General features: G+C 61.8%; 21 protein-coding genes and 2 tRNA genes. 7 read left to right on the top strand and 16 right to left on the bottom strand.

Going from position 1 to position 18,859, the window contains the following annotated elements; genetic code table 11:
• Nucleotides 1-399: 399 nt before the first annotated feature.
• The 12 genes from C8K44_RS20770 to C8K44_RS20715 all read right to left on the bottom strand — a co-directional run bounded on the left by C8K44_RS20770 (nt 400) and on the right by C8K44_RS20715 (nt 7,508).
• Nucleotides 400-645 (bottom strand): transposase, encoded by a 246-nt coding sequence (locus C8K44_RS20770; RefSeq protein ID WP_146203976.1) that lies wholly within the window; start codon nt 643-645, stop codon nt 400-402.
• A 109-nt stretch (nt 646-754) separates the two neighbouring features.
• Nucleotides 755-1,123, bottom strand: a complete 369-nt coding sequence (locus C8K44_RS20765) for a hypothetical protein (RefSeq protein ID WP_146203975.1) — start codon at nt 1,121-1,123, stop codon at nt 755-757.
• A gap of 493 nt (nt 1,124-1,616) precedes the next feature.
• Nucleotides 1,617-1,692: transfer RNA gene (locus C8K44_RS20760), tRNA-Phe, on the bottom strand.
• A gap of 165 nt (nt 1,693-1,857) precedes the next feature.
• Complete coding sequence (gene yacG / locus C8K44_RS20755) at nt 1,858-2,073, bottom strand: DNA gyrase inhibitor YacG (RefSeq protein WP_109577664.1); 216 nt, start codon at nt 2,071-2,073, stop codon at nt 1,858-1,860.
• Complete coding sequence (locus C8K44_RS20750; RefSeq protein WP_109577663.1) at nt 2,070-2,699, bottom strand: Maf-like protein; 630 nt, start codon at nt 2,697-2,699, stop codon at nt 2,070-2,072. Before C8K44_RS20750 ends, yacG begins: the two co-directional genes overlap by 4 nt.
• A gap of 52 nt (nt 2,700-2,751) precedes the next feature.
• Nucleotides 2,752-2,970 (bottom strand): translation initiation factor IF-1, encoded by a 219-nt coding sequence (gene infA, locus C8K44_RS20745; RefSeq protein ID WP_006200926.1) that lies wholly within the window; start codon nt 2,968-2,970, stop codon nt 2,752-2,754.
• Nucleotides 2,971-3,057: 87 nt separating this feature from the next.
• A complete protein-coding gene (locus tag C8K44_RS20740; RefSeq protein WP_245417573.1) occupies nt 3,058-3,468 on the bottom strand; it encodes a low molecular weight phosphatase family protein in 411 nt (136 codons plus the stop codon).
• 51 nt (nt 3,469-3,519) lie between these two features.
• Entirely contained in the window at nt 3,520-4,005 is a 486-nt protein-coding gene (locus tag C8K44_RS20735) for a UPF0262 family protein (protein WP_109577661.1), read from the bottom strand.
• Nucleotides 4,006-4,011: 6 nt separating this feature from the next.
• Nucleotides 4,012-5,304 carry a histidinol dehydrogenase gene (gene hisD, locus C8K44_RS20730; protein ID WP_109577660.1) on the bottom strand — a complete coding sequence of 431 codons (1,293 nt, stop codon included), beginning with the start codon at nt 5,302-5,304 and terminating at the stop codon, nt 4,012-4,014.
• Nucleotides 5,305-5,313: 9 nt separating this feature from the next.
• The gene (locus C8K44_RS20725) at nt 5,314-5,748 is read right to left on the bottom strand and encodes a DUF2948 family protein (protein ID WP_109577659.1); all 435 of its coding nucleotides are present in this window, start codon (nt 5,746-5,748) and stop codon (nt 5,314-5,316) included.
• 152 nt (nt 5,749-5,900) lie between these two features.
• Entirely contained in the window at nt 5,901-7,190 is a 1,290-nt protein-coding gene (gene murA / locus C8K44_RS20720) for a UDP-N-acetylglucosamine 1-carboxyvinyltransferase (protein WP_109577658.1), read from the bottom strand.
• Between the two features lie 129 nt (nt 7,191-7,319).
• On the bottom strand, nt 7,320-7,508 hold the full coding sequence (locus C8K44_RS20715) for a hypothetical protein (protein ID WP_109577657.1): 189 nt from the start codon (nt 7,506-7,508) through the stop codon (nt 7,320-7,322).
• A 158-nt stretch (nt 7,509-7,666) separates the two neighbouring features.
• Here C8K44_RS20715 and C8K44_RS20710 point away from each other — a divergent pair.
• Both C8K44_RS20710 and C8K44_RS20705 read left to right on the top strand, forming a co-directional pair.
• A tRNA-Thr gene (locus tag C8K44_RS20710) sits at nt 7,667-7,741 on the top strand.
• A gap of 266 nt (nt 7,742-8,007) precedes the next feature.
• Nucleotides 8,008-8,763, top strand: a complete 756-nt coding sequence (locus C8K44_RS20705; protein WP_348626343.1) for a DUF1194 domain-containing protein — start codon at nt 8,008-8,010, stop codon at nt 8,761-8,763.
• A gap of 43 nt (nt 8,764-8,806) precedes the next feature.
• Here C8K44_RS20705 and C8K44_RS20700 read toward each other — a convergent pair whose 3' ends face one another.
• Both C8K44_RS20700 and C8K44_RS20695 read right to left on the bottom strand, forming a co-directional pair.
• Nucleotides 8,807-9,781 (bottom strand): DUF535 family protein, encoded by a 975-nt coding sequence (locus C8K44_RS20700; RefSeq protein WP_109577656.1) that lies wholly within the window; start codon nt 9,779-9,781, stop codon nt 8,807-8,809.
• 159 nt (nt 9,782-9,940) lie between these two features.
• Nucleotides 9,941-11,491, bottom strand: a complete 1,551-nt coding sequence (locus tag C8K44_RS20695) for a phospholipase D family protein (RefSeq protein WP_109577655.1) — start codon at nt 11,489-11,491, stop codon at nt 9,941-9,943.
• Between the two features lie 172 nt (nt 11,492-11,663).
• Here C8K44_RS20695 and C8K44_RS20690 point away from each other — a divergent pair, with 172 nt between their 5' ends.
• Both C8K44_RS20690 and C8K44_RS20685 read left to right on the top strand, forming a co-directional pair.
• Nucleotides 11,664-12,500, top strand: coding sequence for an endonuclease/exonuclease/phosphatase family protein (locus C8K44_RS20690; protein WP_245417572.1), 837 nt, complete (start codon nt 11,664-11,666; stop codon nt 12,498-12,500).
• 112 nt (nt 12,501-12,612) lie between these two features.
• A complete protein-coding gene (locus C8K44_RS20685; protein WP_109577654.1) occupies nt 12,613-14,127 on the top strand; it encodes an acetyl-CoA hydrolase/transferase family protein in 1,515 nt (504 codons plus the stop codon).
• A gap of 2 nt (nt 14,128-14,129) precedes the next feature.
• Here C8K44_RS20685 and C8K44_RS20680 read toward each other — a convergent pair whose 3' ends face one another.
• Complete coding sequence (locus tag C8K44_RS20680; RefSeq protein ID WP_109577653.1) at nt 14,130-14,903, bottom strand: IclR family transcriptional regulator C-terminal domain-containing protein; 774 nt, start codon at nt 14,901-14,903, stop codon at nt 14,130-14,132.
• A gap of 143 nt (nt 14,904-15,046) precedes the next feature.
• Between C8K44_RS20680 and C8K44_RS20675 the strand changes: the two genes are divergently transcribed.
• From C8K44_RS20675 to pcaF, 3 genes are read left to right on the top strand one after another with little or no spacing between them, the layout of a single operon-like run.
• On the top strand, nt 15,047-15,904 hold the full coding sequence (locus C8K44_RS20675; RefSeq protein WP_109577652.1) for a CoA transferase subunit A: 858 nt from the start codon (nt 15,047-15,049) through the stop codon (nt 15,902-15,904).
• The gene (locus C8K44_RS20670) at nt 15,901-16,710 is read left to right on the top strand and encodes a CoA-transferase subunit beta (protein ID WP_109577651.1); all 810 of its coding nucleotides are present in this window, start codon (nt 15,901-15,903) and stop codon (nt 16,708-16,710) included. Before C8K44_RS20675 ends, C8K44_RS20670 begins: the two co-directional genes overlap by 4 nt.
• Nucleotides 16,703-17,908: a 3-oxoadipyl-CoA thiolase gene (gene pcaF / locus C8K44_RS20665; protein ID WP_109577650.1), complete on the top strand. Its 1,206-nt coding sequence runs from the start codon at nt 16,703-16,705 to the stop codon at nt 17,906-17,908. The genes C8K44_RS20670 and pcaF overlap by 8 nt, the downstream gene beginning before the upstream one ends.
• 82 nt (nt 17,909-17,990) lie before the next feature.
• Here the strand turns inward: pcaF and C8K44_RS20660 are convergent, their stop codons facing one another.
• Nucleotides 17,991-18,842, bottom strand: coding sequence for a sulfite exporter TauE/SafE family protein (locus C8K44_RS20660; RefSeq protein WP_109577649.1), 852 nt, complete (start codon nt 18,840-18,842; stop codon nt 17,991-17,993).
• Nucleotides 18,843-18,859 lie beyond the last annotated feature (17 nt).

The following is an 18,859-nucleotide window of genomic DNA, read 5'->3' as shown; positions in this document are numbered from 1 at the left end:
GTCCTTCCGAAATGGGTTGGCGTCAACAACCAAACCCTACCGGAAAGCGCCGATGACCACCGACACGCCGCTCACTCGCTACGGCGCTGCTAACGGCGCGCTCGCGAGCGGCTCCGTAACCGTCCAGCTACACCACCTGATGGGACACGACCAACTTTTTTCTATCACGGCCTGACGCGCGCTTCCGTTGTACCCAACACGTTGGAAGATAAGAGAGGCCTGGCGAACCGTATATTTTCCGGCTTGGCACCCGTGCTTGCACAGACAAAATCTCTCAAGCAGACCAACAAGCGTCTTTATTTGCTGGTCAAATGGTCAGTGAACATCTCTCTGGTTCTGTTTCTTTTTGGAATGGTAACGGCGGTATCCATGTTGATCACGGGAATTGCCTAGGATCGATCAGCAGAAAGATGACGGCGGCCGCGACGTTGCCCCCAAGATTTGCCCAGTTTTGAGTTCGTTTCCGGCGTTGAGTTTGCCCTGCTGGGCGGTGGAAGCGGCGGGCGCTGGCGCGTGGCTTTTCGCATTGCTCAGCGCCAGGGCCCGTCGCGTGTGGAACGTCAGTGGGAACTCGTCGGGCGTCTGCCAGCCGAGCTTCGAGTGCGGACGCGCGCTGTTGTAGAACGCTCGGGTGGGCACCGTCACGGTGTTTATCTTGCTCGTTTTCTGCATCTCGGCATGGGTTTGGGGTGTACCGCTACTAGAACTGGGATGGGTCTCGCCAGTAGCTTGTGGCCCAAGCCTCGGCCACGGTTCACTCCGGGAAACCGGGCATTCCGTAGCTCCAAGATTTGGTGTACTGCCGAAATTCGATCTCCCGACTCCCAACTAGCGACCGCTGCTCTTTCAGGAAAAGCCGCCATGTCAGGGCCGATGCGGTGAGGATCATGCCATGCCGCGTCCGCTCCGGCCTCGCAACACGCAGGCCATCTTGCGCATATTTATCGACAGCACGTATCACCGCTGCCTCAGCATCCTTCCACGCTTGCGCTCGGACTGCCTCAGCGGCGCGGCCGCGATCCCCCAGATGATCAATTGCAGACTCAATTAGCCGTACTGACAGTTCAATCTGCCGGTGCCCCCGGGCCGCATCGATAAACTTGAGAGTCTCGGGATCAAGCATGGGCGCCATTCTCACGCGGAATGCGCAACCGTCAACCGGAACTGCGCGACATGGCGGCCCGGCACCCTGCCTATTGCCGCCGAGACATGTTTGATTTCCTACACCGGGGTTTGTTTGTTTTTCAGAGGCAACGTACGGCAACGAGGAGGATTGCTGCTTCGATTGATCGATGCTTGGCTAATCTGCCGATAGGTAAGAGAAGGCAGCCGATCGTCCCACCTCTATTTGGCTTGGAACCTGAGCTTGCCAAGACGAAATCGCAGATGGCCTCACACCGGATGAGCCCGCGAAAAGGCGCAGCTCTTTACGCCCGGTATTCAGGCGATCTGCAGACCAGTTTTTTCTCTCGCGCTCCATGCCGCATGGATCTGCCGTCGTTGCGCGAAAACCCTTGAAAATCAAGGAAACTCAGTTGCAACACGACGCGACATAAGTTCGGCCGATCAGTTGCCATCGATCGACATTAAAATACTGAATTTGTTGAGGGAAGGAGTGGTGCCCAGACGCGGATTCGAACCACGGACACGCGGATTTTCAATCCGCTGCTCTACCAACTGAGCTATCTGGGCCTACTTCCGGGATCGAGCCAAATGTCTTGATCCCGGGGGCTTCGAGTGGTGCGCTGCACCCCTGAAAGCGGGTGGGTTATAACACGAGATTTGCCGCTGTCCAGCGCCTGAGATGTCTTTTTCCAGAAAGAAATCACAGGCCGTAGCGTAAGCTGCGAACCTCGCTTAGCGTTGTTCGCCGGCTTCGCCGTTTCCGTCCGAATCTTCTTCCTCGTCGTCACGCACCGGAATGGCATAGGAGCCCGAAAGCCAGCGGTTGAGGTCGACCGCCTTGCAGCGTGGCGAGCAAAATGGGTAGCTGTCTCGGGCCGAGGGCTTGCCACATTCGGGGCAGGGGCGCTTGGCGCGCAGCGGCGCGACCGTGTCGTTGGTGTCGCTCATATGCGCGCGCCAGCCTGCCAGTTGAGCTGGACCTGATAACCTTCGCCTGACAGTAGCGATGTCGTCTCGTAGAGCGGCAGGCCCACCACATTGGTGTAGGAGCCGACAAGCTTGACAACAAACGTGCCGGCGAGGCCCTGAATGCCATAGCCGCCAGCCTTGCCGCGCCATTCGCCCGACGCAAGGTAGTTTTCCATGTCCTGCTTCGACAGGCGCTTGAAGCGCACCCGCGTTTCGACCAGCCGCTGACGCAGCTTGCCGACGGGCGTCACCAGCGCCAGGCCGGTATAGACGCGGTGCGATCGGCCCGAAAGCAGCTGCAGGCAGTGCAGCGCCTCGTCCGATGTCTCCGCCTTGGGCAAGATACGTCGGCCGACGGCGACCACGGTGTCGGCCGCAAGGATGAAGCCGGAAGCCGGCTCGGCTTCCCTGGAAAGAACGTCGTACGCCTTCTGGACCTTGGTCACAGACAGGCGCTTTGCCAGCGAGCGCGGGTGCTCGGCACGCATCGGACGTTCGTCGACGTCGGCCGGAAACAGCCGGTCCGGCTCGATGCCGGCCTGCTGCAACAGCTCGACACGGCGGGGCGAACCCGAAGCAAGCACAAGCTTTTGCAGATCGCTCAATCCAAGATCCTGTAGGCTGGGGCCGGCCGAGCGCCCGGTGGGCTGTCGCGGCTTACTTGAAGCGGTAAGTGATACGGCCCTTGGTCAGGTCGTAAGGCGTCATTTCGACGAGGACCTTGTCGCCGGTCAGAACGCGAATGCGATTCTTGCGCATACGGCCGGCGGTGTGGGCGATGATTTCGTGTTCGTTTTCGAGCTTGACCCGGAACATCGCATTCGGCAACAATTCCGTTACGACGCCCGGAAACTCGAGGACTTCTTCCTTCGGCATTCGGTACCTTTGGTTTGGATGACTTGGCCGGCGTCCCGGCCGGAATTGGGCGGAACCTATATGATTATCCACGGTTTGTGAACACGCTTAATCGGCGTCGTTTTCGGCTGCGTTTTGGGCGAATCTTTCGCCCATTCTGGCCTTCAGCCGCTCACGCACATCGCGATAGGCGCTCATGATCTGGTCCCGCGTGCCAGTCACTGCGGTCGGGTCCGGGGTTGGCCAATATTCCACGTCGACTGCCATCGAGCGGGTGAACTCGAGTGCGGCGTGATGCGCCTCGGGTGCCAACGTGACGATCAGATCGAAATAGTCGTCTTCGAGATCATCGATTGTGCGGGGCTGGTGCTCGTTCAGCCCCATGCCCTCTTCGGCAAGCACGGCATCGACGAACGGGTCACGGTCGCCGGCGCGCACGCCGGCCGAGGCGACGAAGATCGAGGGCGGCAGTTGGTGACGGGCAATCGCTTCGGCCATCGGTGAGCGAACCGAATTCATTCGGCACATGAACAAGATGGAGCGCGGGGAGCTGCCGTTTGCCGCCATATGTCATCCGCGCCAGTGAAGCACGCAGATCAGCGTGAAAAGGCGGCGGGCTGTGTCGAAGTCGATCTCGATCTTGCCGGCCAGGCGGTCGAGCAGCGTTTGCGATCCCTCATTGTGCAGGCCTCGCCTGCCCATGTCGATCGCCTCGATCTGGCTGGGCGTCGAGGAGCGGATCGCCTCGTAGTAGCTTTCGCAGATCATGAAGTAGTCCTTCACGATGCGGCGGAATGGCGTCAGCGACAGGATGTGGGTGACCACTGCCTCGCCATGCTCGCGCGAGATGGCGAAGACCAGCCTGGCGTCGACCAGCGACAGCTTGAGCCGGTAGGGGCCGTGGCCATCGTCATTGATCGGGTGGAACGAGTTTTCCTCGATCAGGTCGAAGATCGCGACCGCGCGCTCATGCTCGACGTCGGGCGTCGAACGGCCGATCGATTCGTCGAGTTCGACGTCGACCAGGCGGGAGCGTGCGTGGCCTTTGTCGGACATCGCGGCCTACATGTTCAATCTGATGGCGACGGAGCGCGCATGGGCGTCGAGACCTTCGGCCTTGGCAAGGGCGATGGCCGCGGGTGCGAGCGCACGCAATTGCTCTGGACCGAGCTTCAGGATCGAACTGCGCTTGACGAAATCGAGCACACTCAGCCCGGAGGAAAAGCGCGCCGAACGTGCCGTCGGCAGTACATGGTTCGGACCGCCGACATAATCGCCGATGACTTCGGGCGTATGCTTGCCCACGAAGATCGATCCAGCGTTGCGGACGCGCGCAAGCAATGCTTCCGGCTCGGCGGTGGCAAGTTCGAGATGTTCGGCAGCGATTCGGTCGATCAGCGGGATCGCCTTGTCGAAGTCCTCGACCAGGATCACCGCGCCGAAGTCGCGCCAGCTTGCGGCAGCGGTTTCAGCGCGAGGCAAGAGCTTGATCTGGCGCTCGACAGCCGCTTCGACCGATTTGCCGAACGCGGCATCGTTGGTGATCAGGATCGACTGCGCCGACACGTCATGCTCGGCCTGGGCCAGCAGGTCGGCGGCAAGCCAGTCCGGATCGTTGTCGGCGTCGGCAACAATCAGCACTTCGGAGGGGCCGGCGATCATGTCGATGCCGACGGTGCCGAACACCTGGCGCTTGGCAGCCGCGACATAGGCGTTGCCGGGCCCGACGATCTTGGCGACGGGGCGGATGGTTTCGGTGCCATAGGCAAGGGCTGCAATCGCCTGCGCGCCGCCAACGCGGTAGATTTCGGATACGCCGGCGAGGTCGGCTGCAACCAGCACCAGCGGATTGATGACGCCGCCGGTGGCGGGCACCACGATGACGATGCGTTCGACGCCGGCAACCTGGGCCGGAACCGCATTCATCAGCACCGAACTCGGATAGCTCGCCGTGCCGCCGGGAACATAGAGCCCGACCGCTTCGACGGCGGTCCAGCGCGAACCGAGCTCGACGCCGACCGCATCGACATAGCGGTCGTCCGTGGGCATCTGGCGGGCATGGTGGGAGCGGATGCGGTCGCGCGCAAAACGCAGCGCTTCGACGATTTCCGGATCGGCGTCGACATAGGCCTGGTCGATGTCCGCGCGGGTCACGGCGATACCGAGCGCGGTGAGGTCGGCGCGGTCGAATTTCTTGGTGTAGTCGATCAGGGCCGCGTCGCCACGCATGCGCACGTCGTCGATGATGGCGCGCACCGTCGCATCGACGTCGGGCGAAACCTCGCGCTTGGTGGTCAGGAAGGCAGCGAAGCGCTTCTCGAAATCGGCGGCGGATTGGCTAAGCGTGATGGCCATGGAAAATGCTCAGGTCTTGTGAATGGGGCGGGAGGAGGCCTGCCAGGCAGCACCGGTGTCGGTCAGCCGCGCTTCGATACACTCGACCTCGAGCCGGATCGCGGCGTCGCCCGAAAACAGCAATTCGATCTCGCCGGCTGGATCTTCGTCCTGCGCAAAACCGATGGCCAGAAGCTCCAGCACCTCGTCGGTCTTGGTGCGCGAAATGCCGAACATCTTGACCGACAGCACGCGGTCGAAATGCAGGATCGAGCGCCGGCGCTCATATTTCGGGCTGAAAAAGCCCTTCTTGGTTTCCCACGCGAAGCGGTTCATCGCCAGCGCAAAGCGCTTGGCGGGCGCATCGAATGCGAGGTCGCCGACCTTGATCACCGCATCCTGCACATGCGCCGAGACGATCTCCAGGTCTTCTTCGTCGAGGGCGACTAGCTTGAGCTGATTCATGTCCGGTCGGCTGCCTGTGCGGGAAGGTGATGCGTCCGGCTTTGTTAGGCGGTCTTGGTGCAGCGCGCAACCGCGCGTGAGGGGAGTAGGGTAGTATGGGAATAGGGCAGCAGAGCTACTGCAGTACTGCCTTGATGCCCTACTGCCTTAAATCACCCGCTGATGCGCTCGATGACCGCGCCGCAGCGCGACAGCTTCTCTTCCAGCCGCTCGAAGCCGCGGTCGAGATGGTAGACGCGGTTGACCGTCGTTTCGCCTTCGGCGGCAAGGCCGGCGATGACCAGCGACACCGAAGCGCGCAGGTCGGTCGCCATCACGGGCGCGCCCTTGAGCTTGGAAACGCCTTCGACGATCGCCGTCTGGCCAGAAAGCGTGATGTGGGCGCCAAGGCGGGCGAGCTCCTGCACATGCATGAAGCGATTTTCGAAGATCGTCTCGGTGATCTTCGACTTGCCCTTCGACATGGTCATCAGGCCCATGAACTGCGCCTGCAGATCGGTCGGGAAGCCTGGGAATGGCTCGGTGGTGACGTCGACCGGTGAAATGCCCGAGCCGTTGCGCAGCACGCGGATGCCGGAATTGGTCTCGATGATCTCGGCCCCGGTCTGGGAGATCACGTCGAGCGCGCCCTGCAAGAGGTCGGCGCGCGCGCCTTCGAGCAGAACGTCGCCGCCGGTCATGGCGACCGCCATGGCATAAGTGCCGGTCTCGATGCGGTCGGGGATGACGCGGTGGCGTGCGCCCGACAGCGAATCGACGCCTTCGATGGTGATTGTCGAAGTGCCTGCGCCGGTGATTCTGGCGCCCATGGCGTTGAGGCACTCGGCAAGATTGACGACCTCCGGCTCGCGCGCGGCGTTTTCAAGCACTGTTTCGCCACGCGCAAGCGTTGCTGCCATCATCAGCACATGGGTGGCACCGACCGAAATCTTGGGGAAGGTGTAACGATTGCCGGTGAGGCGGTTCTTGGCTGAAGCCAGGATGTAGCCGTTTTCGACCTCGATCTTGGCGCCAAGCGCCTGCAGGCCGTCGATGAACAGGTCGACCGGCCGCGTGCCGATGGCGCAACCGCCCGGCAACGACACCTTGGCTACGCCCATGCGGGCAAGCAGCGGTCCAATGACCCAGAAGCTGGCGCGCATCTTGGAGACCAGCTCATAAGGAGCTGTCGTATCGACGATGTTGCGGGCGGTAAACGAGATGGTGCGCGAATAACCTTCGCCCTGGCGCTCGCGGCGGCCGGAGACGGAATAGTCGACGCCATGATTGCCCAAAATGCGGATCAGCTGCTCGACATCGGCCAGATGCGGCACGTTTTCGAGCGTCAGCGTATCGTCGGTGAGCAGCGAGGCGATCATCAGGGGAAGGGCTGCATTCTTCGCGCCCGAGATCGGGATGATTCCGGTCAGCTCGTTGCCGCCGACAATTCTGATGCGATCCATTGGCCGTCGTTTCTCCGGGGGAACCCGGTTCTGGCGAGAAATTTTCTTGCCGCCGTCTAGACCATCGCGCTTTCAGGTTCAAGAAACCCGGTTTTGCCGGTCTGTGCGCCAAGCGCCTGCCGTCGCCGGTCAGGCTTTCTCGGGTTTTTCCGTCTCTCCCTCGGCTGCGGCAAGGCCTTCCGGCCTCGCATCGGCTTCGCCTGTGCGTCGCGATCGGGCCTGCGCCTTGCGTTTCATCAGGTTGGCGCGCAACTCGGCTGCGAGCCGCGCCTGACGCTTGTCGGCACCGCTAGAGGGCATTTTTGGTTTCGAAGACATGTGGTGGTCCCCGCTTGTCGATCGTTCATAGCGGCTTGGCAATGGAAATGGCCAGTATTGTGGCGTAAGCGGGCCTGTGGAAAATGATACACGATTTGGTGCAACTCATAACTTGCGCTCCCGGGAATCATGTGGCACAAGCCGCCCCGTTCACGGTTGCTGCCGTAGCTCAGTGGTAGAGCACTCCCTTGGTAAGGGAGAGGTCGAGAGTTCAATCCTCTCTGGCAGCACCATTCTCCTCCCTAAATTGAAATCGTTGGATCCTGCGCTGCGGGGTTGCCGCCCATTCTGACGTTACAAGTCCTGTAACAAATCAGCGTGGGAATCGATGGCTGGCAAGGTTCGGCATCACATCAATCGAGGCGGGCGGCTATTTCGCTTGTCTTGCGATTCGGAAGGAGCTTCGGCTGGCGGGCATCAAACCGCGAAGCGGCGATCTACCAAAACTTGGAATATAACGTATTGTTGAGATGAGGCCGGGGGCTGACCGGAGGCCAAGGTGAACGTCCAGTCGCTTGGCGTTCTCATGGGGGTCGGCGCAGCCACATTTGTCGCGCTGCCCGCACATTCCGCCGATGTAGATGTCGCGATCGCTTTCGCGGTCGATGTATCATCGTCTGTCGATGCATCTACAGCTGATATGCAGCGCGAGGGCCATGCAGAAGCATTGGTGGCGCCAGAGGTCCTCGCAGCAATTGCCCGCAACTATTTTGGATGCGTGGGGATCACCTATTTTGAGTGGTCCAGCCACGGGCATTTGCGCAACGTTTTGCCGTGGTCAACGGTATGTGGGCTGGAGGACGCGAAAACCGCGGCTTCGATTATCCTCAAAAGCGGTTCGCCCACCGGTCGCGTTGGTGGCGATACATCCATTTCCTTCGCCATTGACCAGGGAAGTCTACTTCTCGACCAGTTCCCTGGAGCGGCGACCAGAAAGATAATTGATATCTCTGCCAATGGCACCAACAACGACGGCTTGCCCGTTCAGCAGAGCCGAACTCAGGCGATCGCGAAGTGGTATACAATTAATGCAATCGCAGTGTCGCCGCGTCTACGTGGGGTAAAATATGAGCTCGCCAGCTATTTTGTTGCGAATGTCATTGGCGGTCCGAACGCTTTCGTTCTCACGCCTGCCGCCAAGGGAGACTACGCGACCGCTCTCCGCCGCAAGCTGGTAGGCGAGATCAGTCTGTCGATCAGCAGATGGGAAGTGGATGGTGCAATCTATAACTATCGGCAGTTTTCGATTGAGTAACATTGGAAGGGCGAGTCTGAGGGCCTAGGATATTTGCGGAACGTCATTTGTGCCAGTGGGCCACCGCATCTCTGCCCGACGCACTGCAAATCCCGATGCCGATGTCCCAAAAAGCCCGTTTGCTTTGCTCGCGCCTGTTTGGGCTGTCGATTTGAGGTGCTGATGGCGCAGGCAATTGGAAGCCGAACGGTTCTGCGGCGGTGCCTCTGCGTTCGGTCCAGTATTCGTCCAGATCGGCCTGCATCAGCCGCCGGCGCTTGCGGCGGCGCTGGTTGATGACATGCGTTGCATTGGAAACGGCCATGATGTGCGGCGCATTGGTCACCGAAACCAGGCCATGAAGCACGAGCAACATCGCATCCTTGGGCCGCAACCCGCCAAGGCAACGGGTTGCGGTGATGACCGAGCGCTTCGCCTCGGTGCCCTTGGGGCCTTGCATGCCGCCGATCGCCAGGCTGGGGGTGCCGTCTGCGCCACGAACGAAGACGAAGCTGGCCGTCCATAAGCTGTAATCGTCGCTCGCTCGCGACATTTTGAGGGCGAAGACGCCTTCGTGACGGCTGCCGCAATGAGCGGCCAGCAGCATCTGCATGTTGTAGTTTTCGCCGCGTCCGCTGACGCTGCCGAGATCGAGGCGCTCGCCCCGCCAAAGGGCCGCGAGATCGTCGTGCCTCAGCATCATGGCCGCGATACGGAAATGCTCCGTCATCAGCTTGAGACGAACGGGGCTTGGGATCCCCTGGACAAAAAAGACATCCAGCGACTTGCGCAACAGGTCGTCATGCGGACGGCCAAGCGAGTGCTGTCGCGAAAAAACGTCGAGGAATTTTATCCAGCCAAAGGTGCTGACCGGACGGCAGGCGAATCGCAGGCAAAACACCACCGAGCGCTTGCGCGAAATGCGTGCGCCAAGGCCGAGCGTCTGGAGGAAGACCGAGGGCCGCCTCGTGGCGTGTGCCGGCAATGATTGGACCGGCGCGACGCACTGATCCAGTTCCGGCTTCCATTCATGTCGCACGGGAAGGCTCCTTTAGACTGCCTGCGCCGGTTCCGCGGAATTCTGGAACCGGCCGGGCGATCTAAAGGGCGAGCCGCATTGCGCCTGCATTGCATCTTTTTGTTCAGTGCGCGGCTTTTGATGTGACGTCGATTGGTGCGTTTGGCCGAGCTTGTCAGTTCACAGCTGCGACTCGATCGGCAGATAGCTGATGACCTTGGCCAGCAGGCGACGCCGGAGGCTGGCGCGTGGTTCGTGCGTGAGTTCGCGTGCGCCGTTGGCAGCACGGTCGCTCCAGGTCAGTTTGCCGCCCTGCAGCGAAAGTTTGTAGCTGCCGCGCGGTGAGATCTGTGCCGCGATCACCGCTTCCACTTCGCCGGCCAAATCGTTTTGGCGGAACAGCACCCCCATCTCGGTGTTGAGTGAGGTCGAGCGCGGGTCGAAGTTGAAGGATCCGACGAAGCCTGCCTGTCCATCGGCGATGAACGCCTTGGTATGCAGGCTCGCGCCCTTGGAGCCGAACAGCGACATGTCGGTGCGCTCGTCGTCGGGCTTCAATTCGTAGATTTCGATGCCGCTTTTCAGCAGTGGCTTGCGGTATCGAACATAAGCGCCGTGGACCGCGGCGACGTCGGTGGCGGCGAGCGAATTGGTCAGCACGGTGACCGCAACCCCATCCTTGGCCAGTGTCGTCAACTGATGGGTGCCAGCCTCGCCGGGGATGAAATAGGGCGAAACGATCTTCAGCTCGCGCTTCGCTGAAGCCAATATTGGTCTGATAGCCGTCATCAGCCAGCTGTCCTGACCTCCGCCATAGGCCTTTTCCGGTGGGTCGGAGGCGACTTCAGCCTCGATTGTCCAGCGCAGCTTGCCCATGCCCGACGACGCCCATTGCCGGCTCTCTTCGGTAACACGATGGATGTAAGGCTCGGCCAGGCCGGTGGTCGCCGTGCGCTCAAGGCGGACGCGTAGGGCTGGCAGGTCGCCTTTCGCCATGCCGGTGACATGACGGATTGGCAGCACCGCTTCGCTGTTCCAGAACCGGTCGAAAATAGCTTCCGTCTGGTCGACCACGTCGCCGACGAGCAAAAGGTCCATGTCGCGGAAATTGGCGTCCTCGGACGCGTCGAAATAGGCATCCCCGATATTGCGTCCGCCAACGATGGCCAGCCTGCCGTCGGCGATCCAGGCCTTGTTGTGCATGCGCCGAGTCGTCCGCACCGCGCGCAGCAAAAGTTCCAGCCCGCGCTGCAGGCCGAAGGCCCGTGCCCAGCTCGGATTGAACAGGCGGACCTCGATGTTGGGGTGGCTGTCGAGTGCGAGATAATTCGGGTCGTACCCCTTGGCGTTGATGTCGTCGAGCATCAGCCTTACGCGCACGCCGCGATCGGCGGCAGTGAGCACCTCGCGCGCCAAAAGGCCGCCGGTCAGGTCGTCCTTCCAATAGTAATATTGCAGGTCGAGACTGCGCTGTGCGTTGCGCGCCGTATAGGCGCGTACGGCAAAGGCGTGCAGATTGGAGGAAAGCAGCGCCAGCCCGCTCTGACGCGGGCGGTTTGACAGAAGCGGGGCCACCAGCGCATCGAACTGGGTATCGTTTTCAGCTGTCGGCAGCGCCTGGGACGGCGCGCCGCGAGCACGTTTGGCAAAGCGGCCATAGGCATAGACCGCCAGAAGGGAGGCAAGGACGAGCGTTCCGACGACAGCTATGGCGATTGCGATGAATTTCATGCGTCGGGCGGCCAATCTGTTAAGGATGGAACCATAACCTCACGATACCATTTTGGTGGAAGGCCATCGTGACGCATGTGGAAAATCTCGAACACCACGACCATATGGGTTACAGTTGGCAACAACGCCTGCCGCAACTGAACATGAATTTCCCAGAGATTCCAGACGAGTGATGGCTAGCAAGCAAGGCTTAAAGATTCCCGCTGCAACAAGTGCCGGGCACCCGCCCGCAGCACATGCCAGGCAGGATGCGTCTTCGACCGCTGCAACAGGCACCCACAGCGAAATCGTAGTTGCCTCCTACAACGTCCATAAATGTGTTGGACTGGATCGTCGTTTCGATCCGCAGCGCACCATGGAGGTGATCTCCGAGATCGGCGCCGACGTGATCGCGCTACAGGAGGCCGATCAGCGCTTTGGCGACCGAGCCGGCTTGCTCGATCTGGATGCGGTCGAGCGTGAGACCGGGCTTGTTCCGGTTCCGCTGGCCGGCCGTCTCAAGAGCCATGGCTGGCACGGCAATGTCGTGCTTTTCCGCAAGGGTTCGGTGAGCGCCGCGCGCCAGATCGTGCTGCCCGGGGCCGAGCCACGTGGGGCGGTCGTCGTCGACCTCGAGCTGGACGCTGGCCCTTTGCGCCTCATCGCCGCCCATTTTGGCCTGTTGCGTCACTCGCGCAAGCTACAGGCCGGCACGCTGCTTTCGGCGGCCGAGTTGCACAGCGACAAGCCGACGGTGCTCGTTGGCGATCTCAACGAGTGGCGGCTAGGCAAGCGCTCGTCGCTGCGCAGCCTGGAACCGGCTTTCGGGCCGATGCATGCGATCGTGCCGAGTTTTCCCTCGCGCTTCCCGGTATTGGCGCTTGATCGCGTCATGGCCAGGCCGCACAACTTGCTCACCGAGCTCGAAGCGCATGACACTGCGCTTGCGCGCATCGCCTCCGACCACCTGCCGATTAGGGCCGTCATCAGGTTGAACGCCAGGCGCAACGGCCTCGCCGAGGCTGCCTGACGCATAGCCGCGCCGCGTCACAATCACCCCTTGCACCGACAGGCGGATGTCATATCAGGTAGCCTCGATTGGGGGGCGAGGAACGAAGCGCAACGGTTGAGCGAGGCGAGACATGGTGCGAACGCGGATAGGCTGCGATAGCCTGCGGTCCAAGGTGATGAGTGCGCAGGACGCGGCATCGCTGATCAAGTCGGGCACCACGGTCGGGATGAGCGGCTTCACGGGTTCGGGCTATCCCAAGACCGTGCCTTTGGCGCTTGCCGCTCGCATCGAGGCGGAACATGCCAAGGGCAATCCGTTCCGCCTGCGTGTCTGGACCGGCGCTTCGACTGGCCCAGAACTCGACGGCGCGCTCGCCAAGGCGGACGGTATCGAGTTCCGTCTCCCCTACAATTCCGATCCTATTGCCCGCGAAAAGATCAATCGCGGCGAGATGGAATATTTCGACATGCATCTGAGCCAGGTCGCGCCGATGGCCTGGCAGGGCTTCTTGGGCCCCCTCGACACCGCTGTCGTCGAAGTTTCGGGCATTCTTCCAGACGGCTCGCTCATCCCCTCGTCGTCGGTCGGCAACAACAAGACCTGGCTCGACCGTGCCGACAAGGTGATCCTCGAGGTCAACCGCTGGCAGAACAGCCAGTTGGAAGGCATGCACGACATCTACTACGGCACGGCGCTGCCCCCGCATCGGGTGCCGATCCCTCTGGTGAAGCCAGACGACCGTATCGGTGAAACTGTCTTTCGCTGCGACCCTGCCAAGATCGTCGCCATCGTCGAGACCGATGCGCCCGATCGCAACCTGCCGTTCTCGAAGCCCGACGACGTCGCCCATGCGATCGCCGGGCACTTGCTGGAATTCTACAGCCACGAAGTCGCCAAGGGCCGGCTGCCGGCGTCGCTGCTGCCGATCCAGTCGGGTGTCGGCAACATCGCCAATGCGGTGCTGACCGGCCTGGTCGACGGTCCGTTCGAAAACATGACCGCCTACACCGAGGTGATCCAGGACGGCATGTTGGACCTGATCGATTCCGGCAAGCTGCGCATGGCTTCGGCCACCGCCTTTTCGCTTAGCCCCGACGCCGCCGACCGGCTGAACACGGATATGGGGCGCTATCGAGACAAGATGATCCTGCGGCCGCAGGAAATCAGCAACCACCCGGAACTGATCCGGCGCCTCGGTTGCATCGCCATGAACGGGCTGATCGAGGCCGACATCTATGGCAACGTCAATTCGACCCACATCATGGGCTCGCGTATCCAGAACGGCATCGGCGGCTCGGGTGACTTTGCCCGCAACGCCTATGTCTCGATCTTCATGACGCCGTCGACCGCCAAGGGCGGCAAGATCTCGGCGATTGTGCCGCAGGCGAGCCATGTCGACCATATCAACCAGGATGTGCAGGTGCTGGTCACAGAGCAGGGCCTCGCCGACCTGCGTGGCCTGTCGCCCAAGCAACGCGCGCGGCTCATCATCGAAACCTGCGCGCATCCGGACTATCGGCCGGCATTGGCCGATTATTTCGACCGCGCGTTGAAGCATTCCTATGGATTGCAGTCGCCGTCGCTGCTCAACGAAGCGCTGTCGTGGCATCAGCGCTACATCGAGACCGGCTCGATGCGGGCATAGCGTTACTGCACGACGAAGAAGTCGCTGATCCGCTGAGCCATCTGCCTGAGGATCGGCAGGATTTCGGTTTCCATGTCGGCAGGCGAATGACGGGAGGTCTGCGTCGAGACGTTGATCGCGGCGATGATCGCATTCGAGCGATCGCGCAACGGTACGGCGATGGAACGTAGGCCGATTTCCAGCTCTTCATCGACGATGGCGAAGTCGTCCGCCCGCACTTTTGCGATGATGGCGGCGAGCAGCGTCCTGTCTGTCGTGGTTTTGGGCGTGCGTTGTGTGATCGTTGCCCGCGTCAGGAACGTTTCGATCTCACCTTGTTTGAGGCCCGAAAGTAGAACGCGCCCCATGGCCGTGCAGTGGGCGGGCAAATGTGCGCCGACCTGCAGGTCCACCGCGATGATCCGCGGGCCGGGGACGCGCGCGACGTAGACCATGTCTTCGCCCGACAGGATCGCCGCCGAACAGGACTCGTGCAGCTTGGCCGCGGTCTTGCGCATGAAAGGCTCTGCGAAGGTCCATAGCGGCACGCCATGCAGCCAGATGCGGGCTTGCGCCAAGAGCCTGGGTGACAGCGAAAAGTTGCGGCCTGCCTGCACGGCATAGCCCGTTGCAACCAGCGTCAGCAGGAATCGCCGGGCGCCCGCGCGGGTGAGGCCTGCCTTTTCGGCGGTTTCGGTGAGCGTCAGTCCGGCAGGATTGGCGGCCAGGATTTCCAGGACGGCGAGGCCGCGCTCAAGCGAAGTGACATGATCTCGGCCGGTTTCTGCGTCGCTCATGCGGCATTCCTCAGGAAATAGCTGTGCAGCGAAGTCATCTCATTGACTCCAGCGTGATCTTGGCTCAAAAATGTATCGCATAGAAAACAAATGTTCGCAATACGAACTTTCGAGCGAACTTTGGATAAACGGGACGAAACGCGATGACCAAATTTCTCCCCCTGTCGCAGGCGGTCGCCGACAATCTCAATAACGGCGACACCGTGGCCTTCGAAGGGTTCACGCACCTCATTCCAACTGCTGCCGCGCATGAGGCGATCCGCCAGGGTTTCAAGGACCTGACGCTGGTCCGCATGACGCCTGACCTGATCTACGACCAGATGATCGGCATGGGCATGGCCAGGAAGGCGGTGTTCTCCTACGCCGGCAATCCCGGCGTTGGCCTGCTGCGCCGCCTGCGCGACGCCGTCGAGAACGGTTTTCCGCATGCGCTGGAGATCGAGGAGCACAGCCACGCCGCCATGGCCAACGCCTATGAGGCGGGAGCCGCCGGCCTGCCTTGCGCGATCTTCCGTGGCTATCGCGGCGCCGAACTCGCCCAGGTCAACCCGAACATCAAGTCGGTGACCTGCCCGTTCACCGGCGAGGTGCTGGCGGCCGTTCCTTCGGTTCGTCCTGACGTCACTTTCATCCACGCCCAGAAGGCCAACAAGAAGGGCGACGTGCTGGTCGAAGGTATCATCGGCATCCAGAAGGAAGCAGCCCTTGCCGCGAAGCGCGCCGTGGTCACGGTCGAGGAGGTGGTCGACAATTTCGACGACCTGCACCCGAACCTGACAGTGCTGCCCAACTGGTCGGTGACGGCCATTTCCGTCGTGCCGGGCGGGGCGCACCCATCTTACGCGCATGGCTATTACATCCGCGACAATGCTTCTTATCTCGAATGGGATGAGATCGCTGCCGACCGCGATCGCTTCCGTGAGTGGATGCAAGAGAACGTCATCGAAAAGAGCGCCGACGATTTCGCGGCCCGCGTCGAACACCTGAGGAACGTCGCATGAGCGAACTCGGCTTCACCCCCAATGAGATGATGACGATTGCCGCCTCGCGCGCGCTCAAGGGCGACGACGTCTGCTTCGTCGGCATCGGCGCGCCTTCGGCCGCCTGCAATGTCGCGCGGCTGACGCATGCGCCCGACATCACTCTGATCTACGAATCGGGCACCATTGGCACCGCACCCGACGTGCTGCCGCTGTCGATCGGCGACGGCGAGCTCTGCGACACTGCCGTCACCACCGTCTCGGTACCCGAGATGTTCCGCTACTGGCTGCAGGGCGGTCGTATTTCGATTGGCTTCCTCGGTGCTGCGCAACTCGACAAGTTCGGCAACATCAACACGACGGTCATCGGCGACTACGCCCACCCCAAGACCCGCCTGCCGGGTGGCGGCGGCGCGCCGGAGATCGCGACCTCGTCGAAGGAAATCTACATCACCATGGCGCAGACCAAGCGCGGCATGGTCGAAAAGATCGACTTCTACACCTCCTTCGGTCACGGCGAGGGCGGCGATCATCGCCAGCGTCTCGGCATCGACACCAAGGGCCCGACGCTCTTGATCACCGATCTGGCGATCTGGAAGCCTGACCCTGAGACCAAGGAGTTCACCGTCGTTTCGCTGCATCCGGGTGTCACCCGCGACAAGGTGCAAGAGACCTGCGGCTGGACCGTCAAGTTTGCCGACACGCTTGAGGAAACGCCTGCGCCGACCGAACTGGAACTGAATACGCTGCGTGATCTCAAGGCACGCACCGATGCCGCCCACAAGGGCGAGGCGGTTGGCGCAAAGAGAGGATCCAAGGATGGCTGAGGCCTATATCTGCGACTATATCCGTACGCCGATCGGCCGCTTCGGCGGTTCCTTGTCATCGGTTCGCGCCGACGACCTTGGTGCTGTGCCGCTCAAGGCGCTGATAGAGCGCAATGCCTCGGTCGACTGGGCGGCGGTCGACGACGTCATCTTCGGCTGCGCCAACCAGGCCGGCGAGGACAACCGCAACGTCGCGCGCATGTCGCTGCTGCTGGCCGGACTGCCGCAGGACGTGTCGGGCACGACAATCAACCGGCTCTGCGGTTCGGGCATGGACGCGCTGATTGCAGCTGCCCGCGCCATCAAGGCCGGCGAGGCCGAGCTGATGATTGCAGGCGGCGTCGAAAGCATGAGCCGCGCGCCCTTCGTCATGCCAAAGGCGGATGCCGCGTTTTCGCGCCATGCCGAGATCCATGACACCACCATCGGCTGGCGCTTCATCAATCCACTGATGAAGAAGCAGTACGGGATAGATTCGATGCCCGAGACGGGCGAGAACGTGGCGGAAGACTTTGCCGTATCCCGGGCCGATCAGGACGCGTTCGCGGTTCGCAGCCAAAACAAGGCCGTTGCTGCCCAGGAGAATGGACGTCTCGGCAAGGAGATCACGCCGGTGACTATCCCGCAGCGCAAGGGCGATGCCATCGTCGTTGCCAAGGACGAGCATCCGCGTGCCGGTACCACTATCGAGACTTTGGCCAAGCTGCCGACGCCGTTCCGCCAGGGCGGCACGGTGACGGCAGGCAACGCTTCGGGCGTCAATGACGGTGCGGCGGCACTGATCGTTGCTTCTGAAGCAGCGGTGAAGAAGTATGGCCTGACGCCGATCGCGCGTGTGCTCGGCGGTGCGGCTGCCGGCGTTGCGCCTCGCATCATGGGCATCGGTCCGGCACCAGCGACGAAGAAGCTGTGCGCCCGGTTGGGCATTCAGCCTTCCGATTTCGACGTCATCGAACTCAATGAAGCATTCGCCTCCCAAGGCATTGCCGTGCTCCGTGACCTTGGCATTGCCGAGGACGCGGAGCACGTGAACCCGAATGGCGGGGCCATCGCACTGGGCCACCCGCTGGGCATGTCGGGCGCCCGCATCGCCGGTACCGCGGCGCTGGAGCTCGGCCTGCGCGGTGGCAAGCTGGCGCTTGCCACCATGTGCATCGGTGTCGGACAGGGCATTGCGATCGCGCTCGAAAGAGCGTGAGCCAGGCCTTTCCATCTGCCGATCATCGAAACGCCCGGTAGTTGCCGGGCGTTTTCTTGTCAGCGTCGCGCCGTTGTTGGAACTAGCCGATCAGGCTGAAGAGGAAGCGTAGGCTGATCAAGAGCAGGAAGATGCCGAAGGCGACTTCGAGCTTTCGTTTCGACAGGGAATGCGCGAGCCGTGCGCCCAAAGGGGCCGTGAGCACGCTCGTAGGAACGAACAGGATCAGGCCGACGAGCGAGACATAGCCCAGCGAGAGCGGGAACTGCAGTGCGGCGACGTCGGGATACTCGGCCGCACGCGGCCAGCCGGCATAGATGTAGCCGAGCGCTCCGGGGATGGAGATCAGCACGCCCAGGCCTGACGACGTCGCCACCGCCTGATGGATCGGCCGGCCGTAGAAGGTCATGAACAGGTTGGAAAGCTGGCCGCCGCCGATCCCCATCAGGCTCGACAGCACGCCGATGATCCAGCCGTAGATGTTCATGATGAGCTTGCCTGGCATGTCCAGCCCGAGCCTCCATGAATCCTTGCCGAACAGAAGACGGATCGCCGAGAAGCCGGCGACGATGACGAACACCGCCTTGAAAAGGTCGGCGGGTGCGTAGCGCGCGATCACGCTGCCCATGGCTACGCCCACCACAACCGGCACCGCCCATTGCTTCAGAATTGCCATATCGACTGCGCCTTTGGCGTGGTGGGCCTTGAAGGAACGTATCGAGGTCGGAATGATGATGGCGAGCGAGGTGCCGACGCAGAGCGGCATGCGCACTTCTTCCGGCACGCCGACAGCCTGGAACAGTTCGTACAGTACCGGCACGATGACGGTGCCACCGCCGACGCCGAACACGCCGGCCAGAAGGCCGGTGACTGCGCCTGCACTCAGCAATGCGATGGCGAGCCAGATGATTTCATACGTCGATATGCCGGCCATGTCTGGGAAACTCATGC

Source organism: Aminobacter sp. AP02 (assembly GCF_003148805.1).
GTDB lineage: Bacteria > Pseudomonadota > Alphaproteobacteria > Rhizobiales > Rhizobiaceae > Aminobacter.
The sequence above is the reverse complement of the archived record's forward strand: the minus strand, read 5'-3'. Positions and strand labels throughout refer to the sequence as shown.

Excerpts from the sequence above, each read along its gene's own strand:
- C8K44_RS20695 (WP_109577655.1), bottom strand. The coding sequence starts at position 11,491 with ATGAAATTCATCGCAATCGCCATAGCTGTCGTCGGAACGCTCGTCCTT.
- murA (WP_109577658.1), bottom strand. The coding sequence starts at position 7,190 with ATGGATCGCATCAGAATTGTCGGCGGCAACGAGCTGACCGGAATCATC.
- infA (WP_006200926.1), bottom strand. The coding sequence starts at position 2,970 with ATGCCGAAGGAAGAAGTCCTCGAGTTTCCGGGCGTCGTAACGGAATTG.
- C8K44_RS20715 (WP_109577657.1), bottom strand. The coding sequence starts at position 7,508 with ATGTCTTCGAAACCAAAAATGCCCTCTAGCGGTGCCGACAAGCGTCAG.
- C8K44_RS20685 (WP_109577654.1), top strand. The coding sequence starts at position 12,613 with ATGGTGCGAACGCGGATAGGCTGCGATAGCCTGCGGTCCAAGGTGATG.
- C8K44_RS20660 (WP_109577649.1), bottom strand. The coding sequence starts at position 18,842 with ATGGCCGGCATATCGACGTATGAAATCATCTGGCTCGCCATCGCATTG.
- C8K44_RS20675 (WP_109577652.1), top strand. The coding sequence starts at position 15,047 with ATGACCAAATTTCTCCCCCTGTCGCAGGCGGTCGCCGACAATCTCAAT.
- C8K44_RS20740 (WP_245417573.1), bottom strand. The coding sequence starts at position 3,468 with ATGAATTCGGTTCGCTCACCGATGGCCGAAGCGATTGCCCGTCACCAA.
- yacG (WP_109577664.1), bottom strand. The coding sequence starts at position 2,073 with ATGAGCGACACCAACGACACGGTCGCGCCGCTGCGCGCCAAGCGCCCC.
- C8K44_RS20765 (WP_146203975.1), bottom strand. The coding sequence starts at position 1,123 with ATGCTTGATCCCGAGACTCTCAAGTTTATCGATGCGGCCCGGGGGCAC.
- C8K44_RS20725 (WP_109577659.1), bottom strand. The coding sequence starts at position 5,748 with ATGAATCAGCTCAAGCTAGTCGCCCTCGACGAAGAAGACCTGGAGATC.
- C8K44_RS20670 (WP_109577651.1), top strand. The coding sequence starts at position 15,901 with ATGAGCGAACTCGGCTTCACCCCCAATGAGATGATGACGATTGCCGCC.
- hisD (WP_109577660.1), bottom strand. The coding sequence starts at position 5,304 with ATGGCCATCACGCTTAGCCAATCCGCCGCCGATTTCGAGAAGCGCTTC.
- C8K44_RS20680 (WP_109577653.1), bottom strand. The coding sequence starts at position 14,903 with ATGAGCGACGCAGAAACCGGCCGAGATCATGTCACTTCGCTTGAGCGC.
- pcaF (WP_109577650.1), top strand. The coding sequence starts at position 16,703 with ATGGCTGAGGCCTATATCTGCGACTATATCCGTACGCCGATCGGCCGC.
- C8K44_RS20735 (WP_109577661.1), bottom strand. The coding sequence starts at position 4,005 with ATGTCCGACAAAGGCCACGCACGCTCCCGCCTGGTCGACGTCGAACTC.
- C8K44_RS20690 (WP_245417572.1), top strand. The coding sequence starts at position 11,664 with ATGGCTAGCAAGCAAGGCTTAAAGATTCCCGCTGCAACAAGTGCCGGG.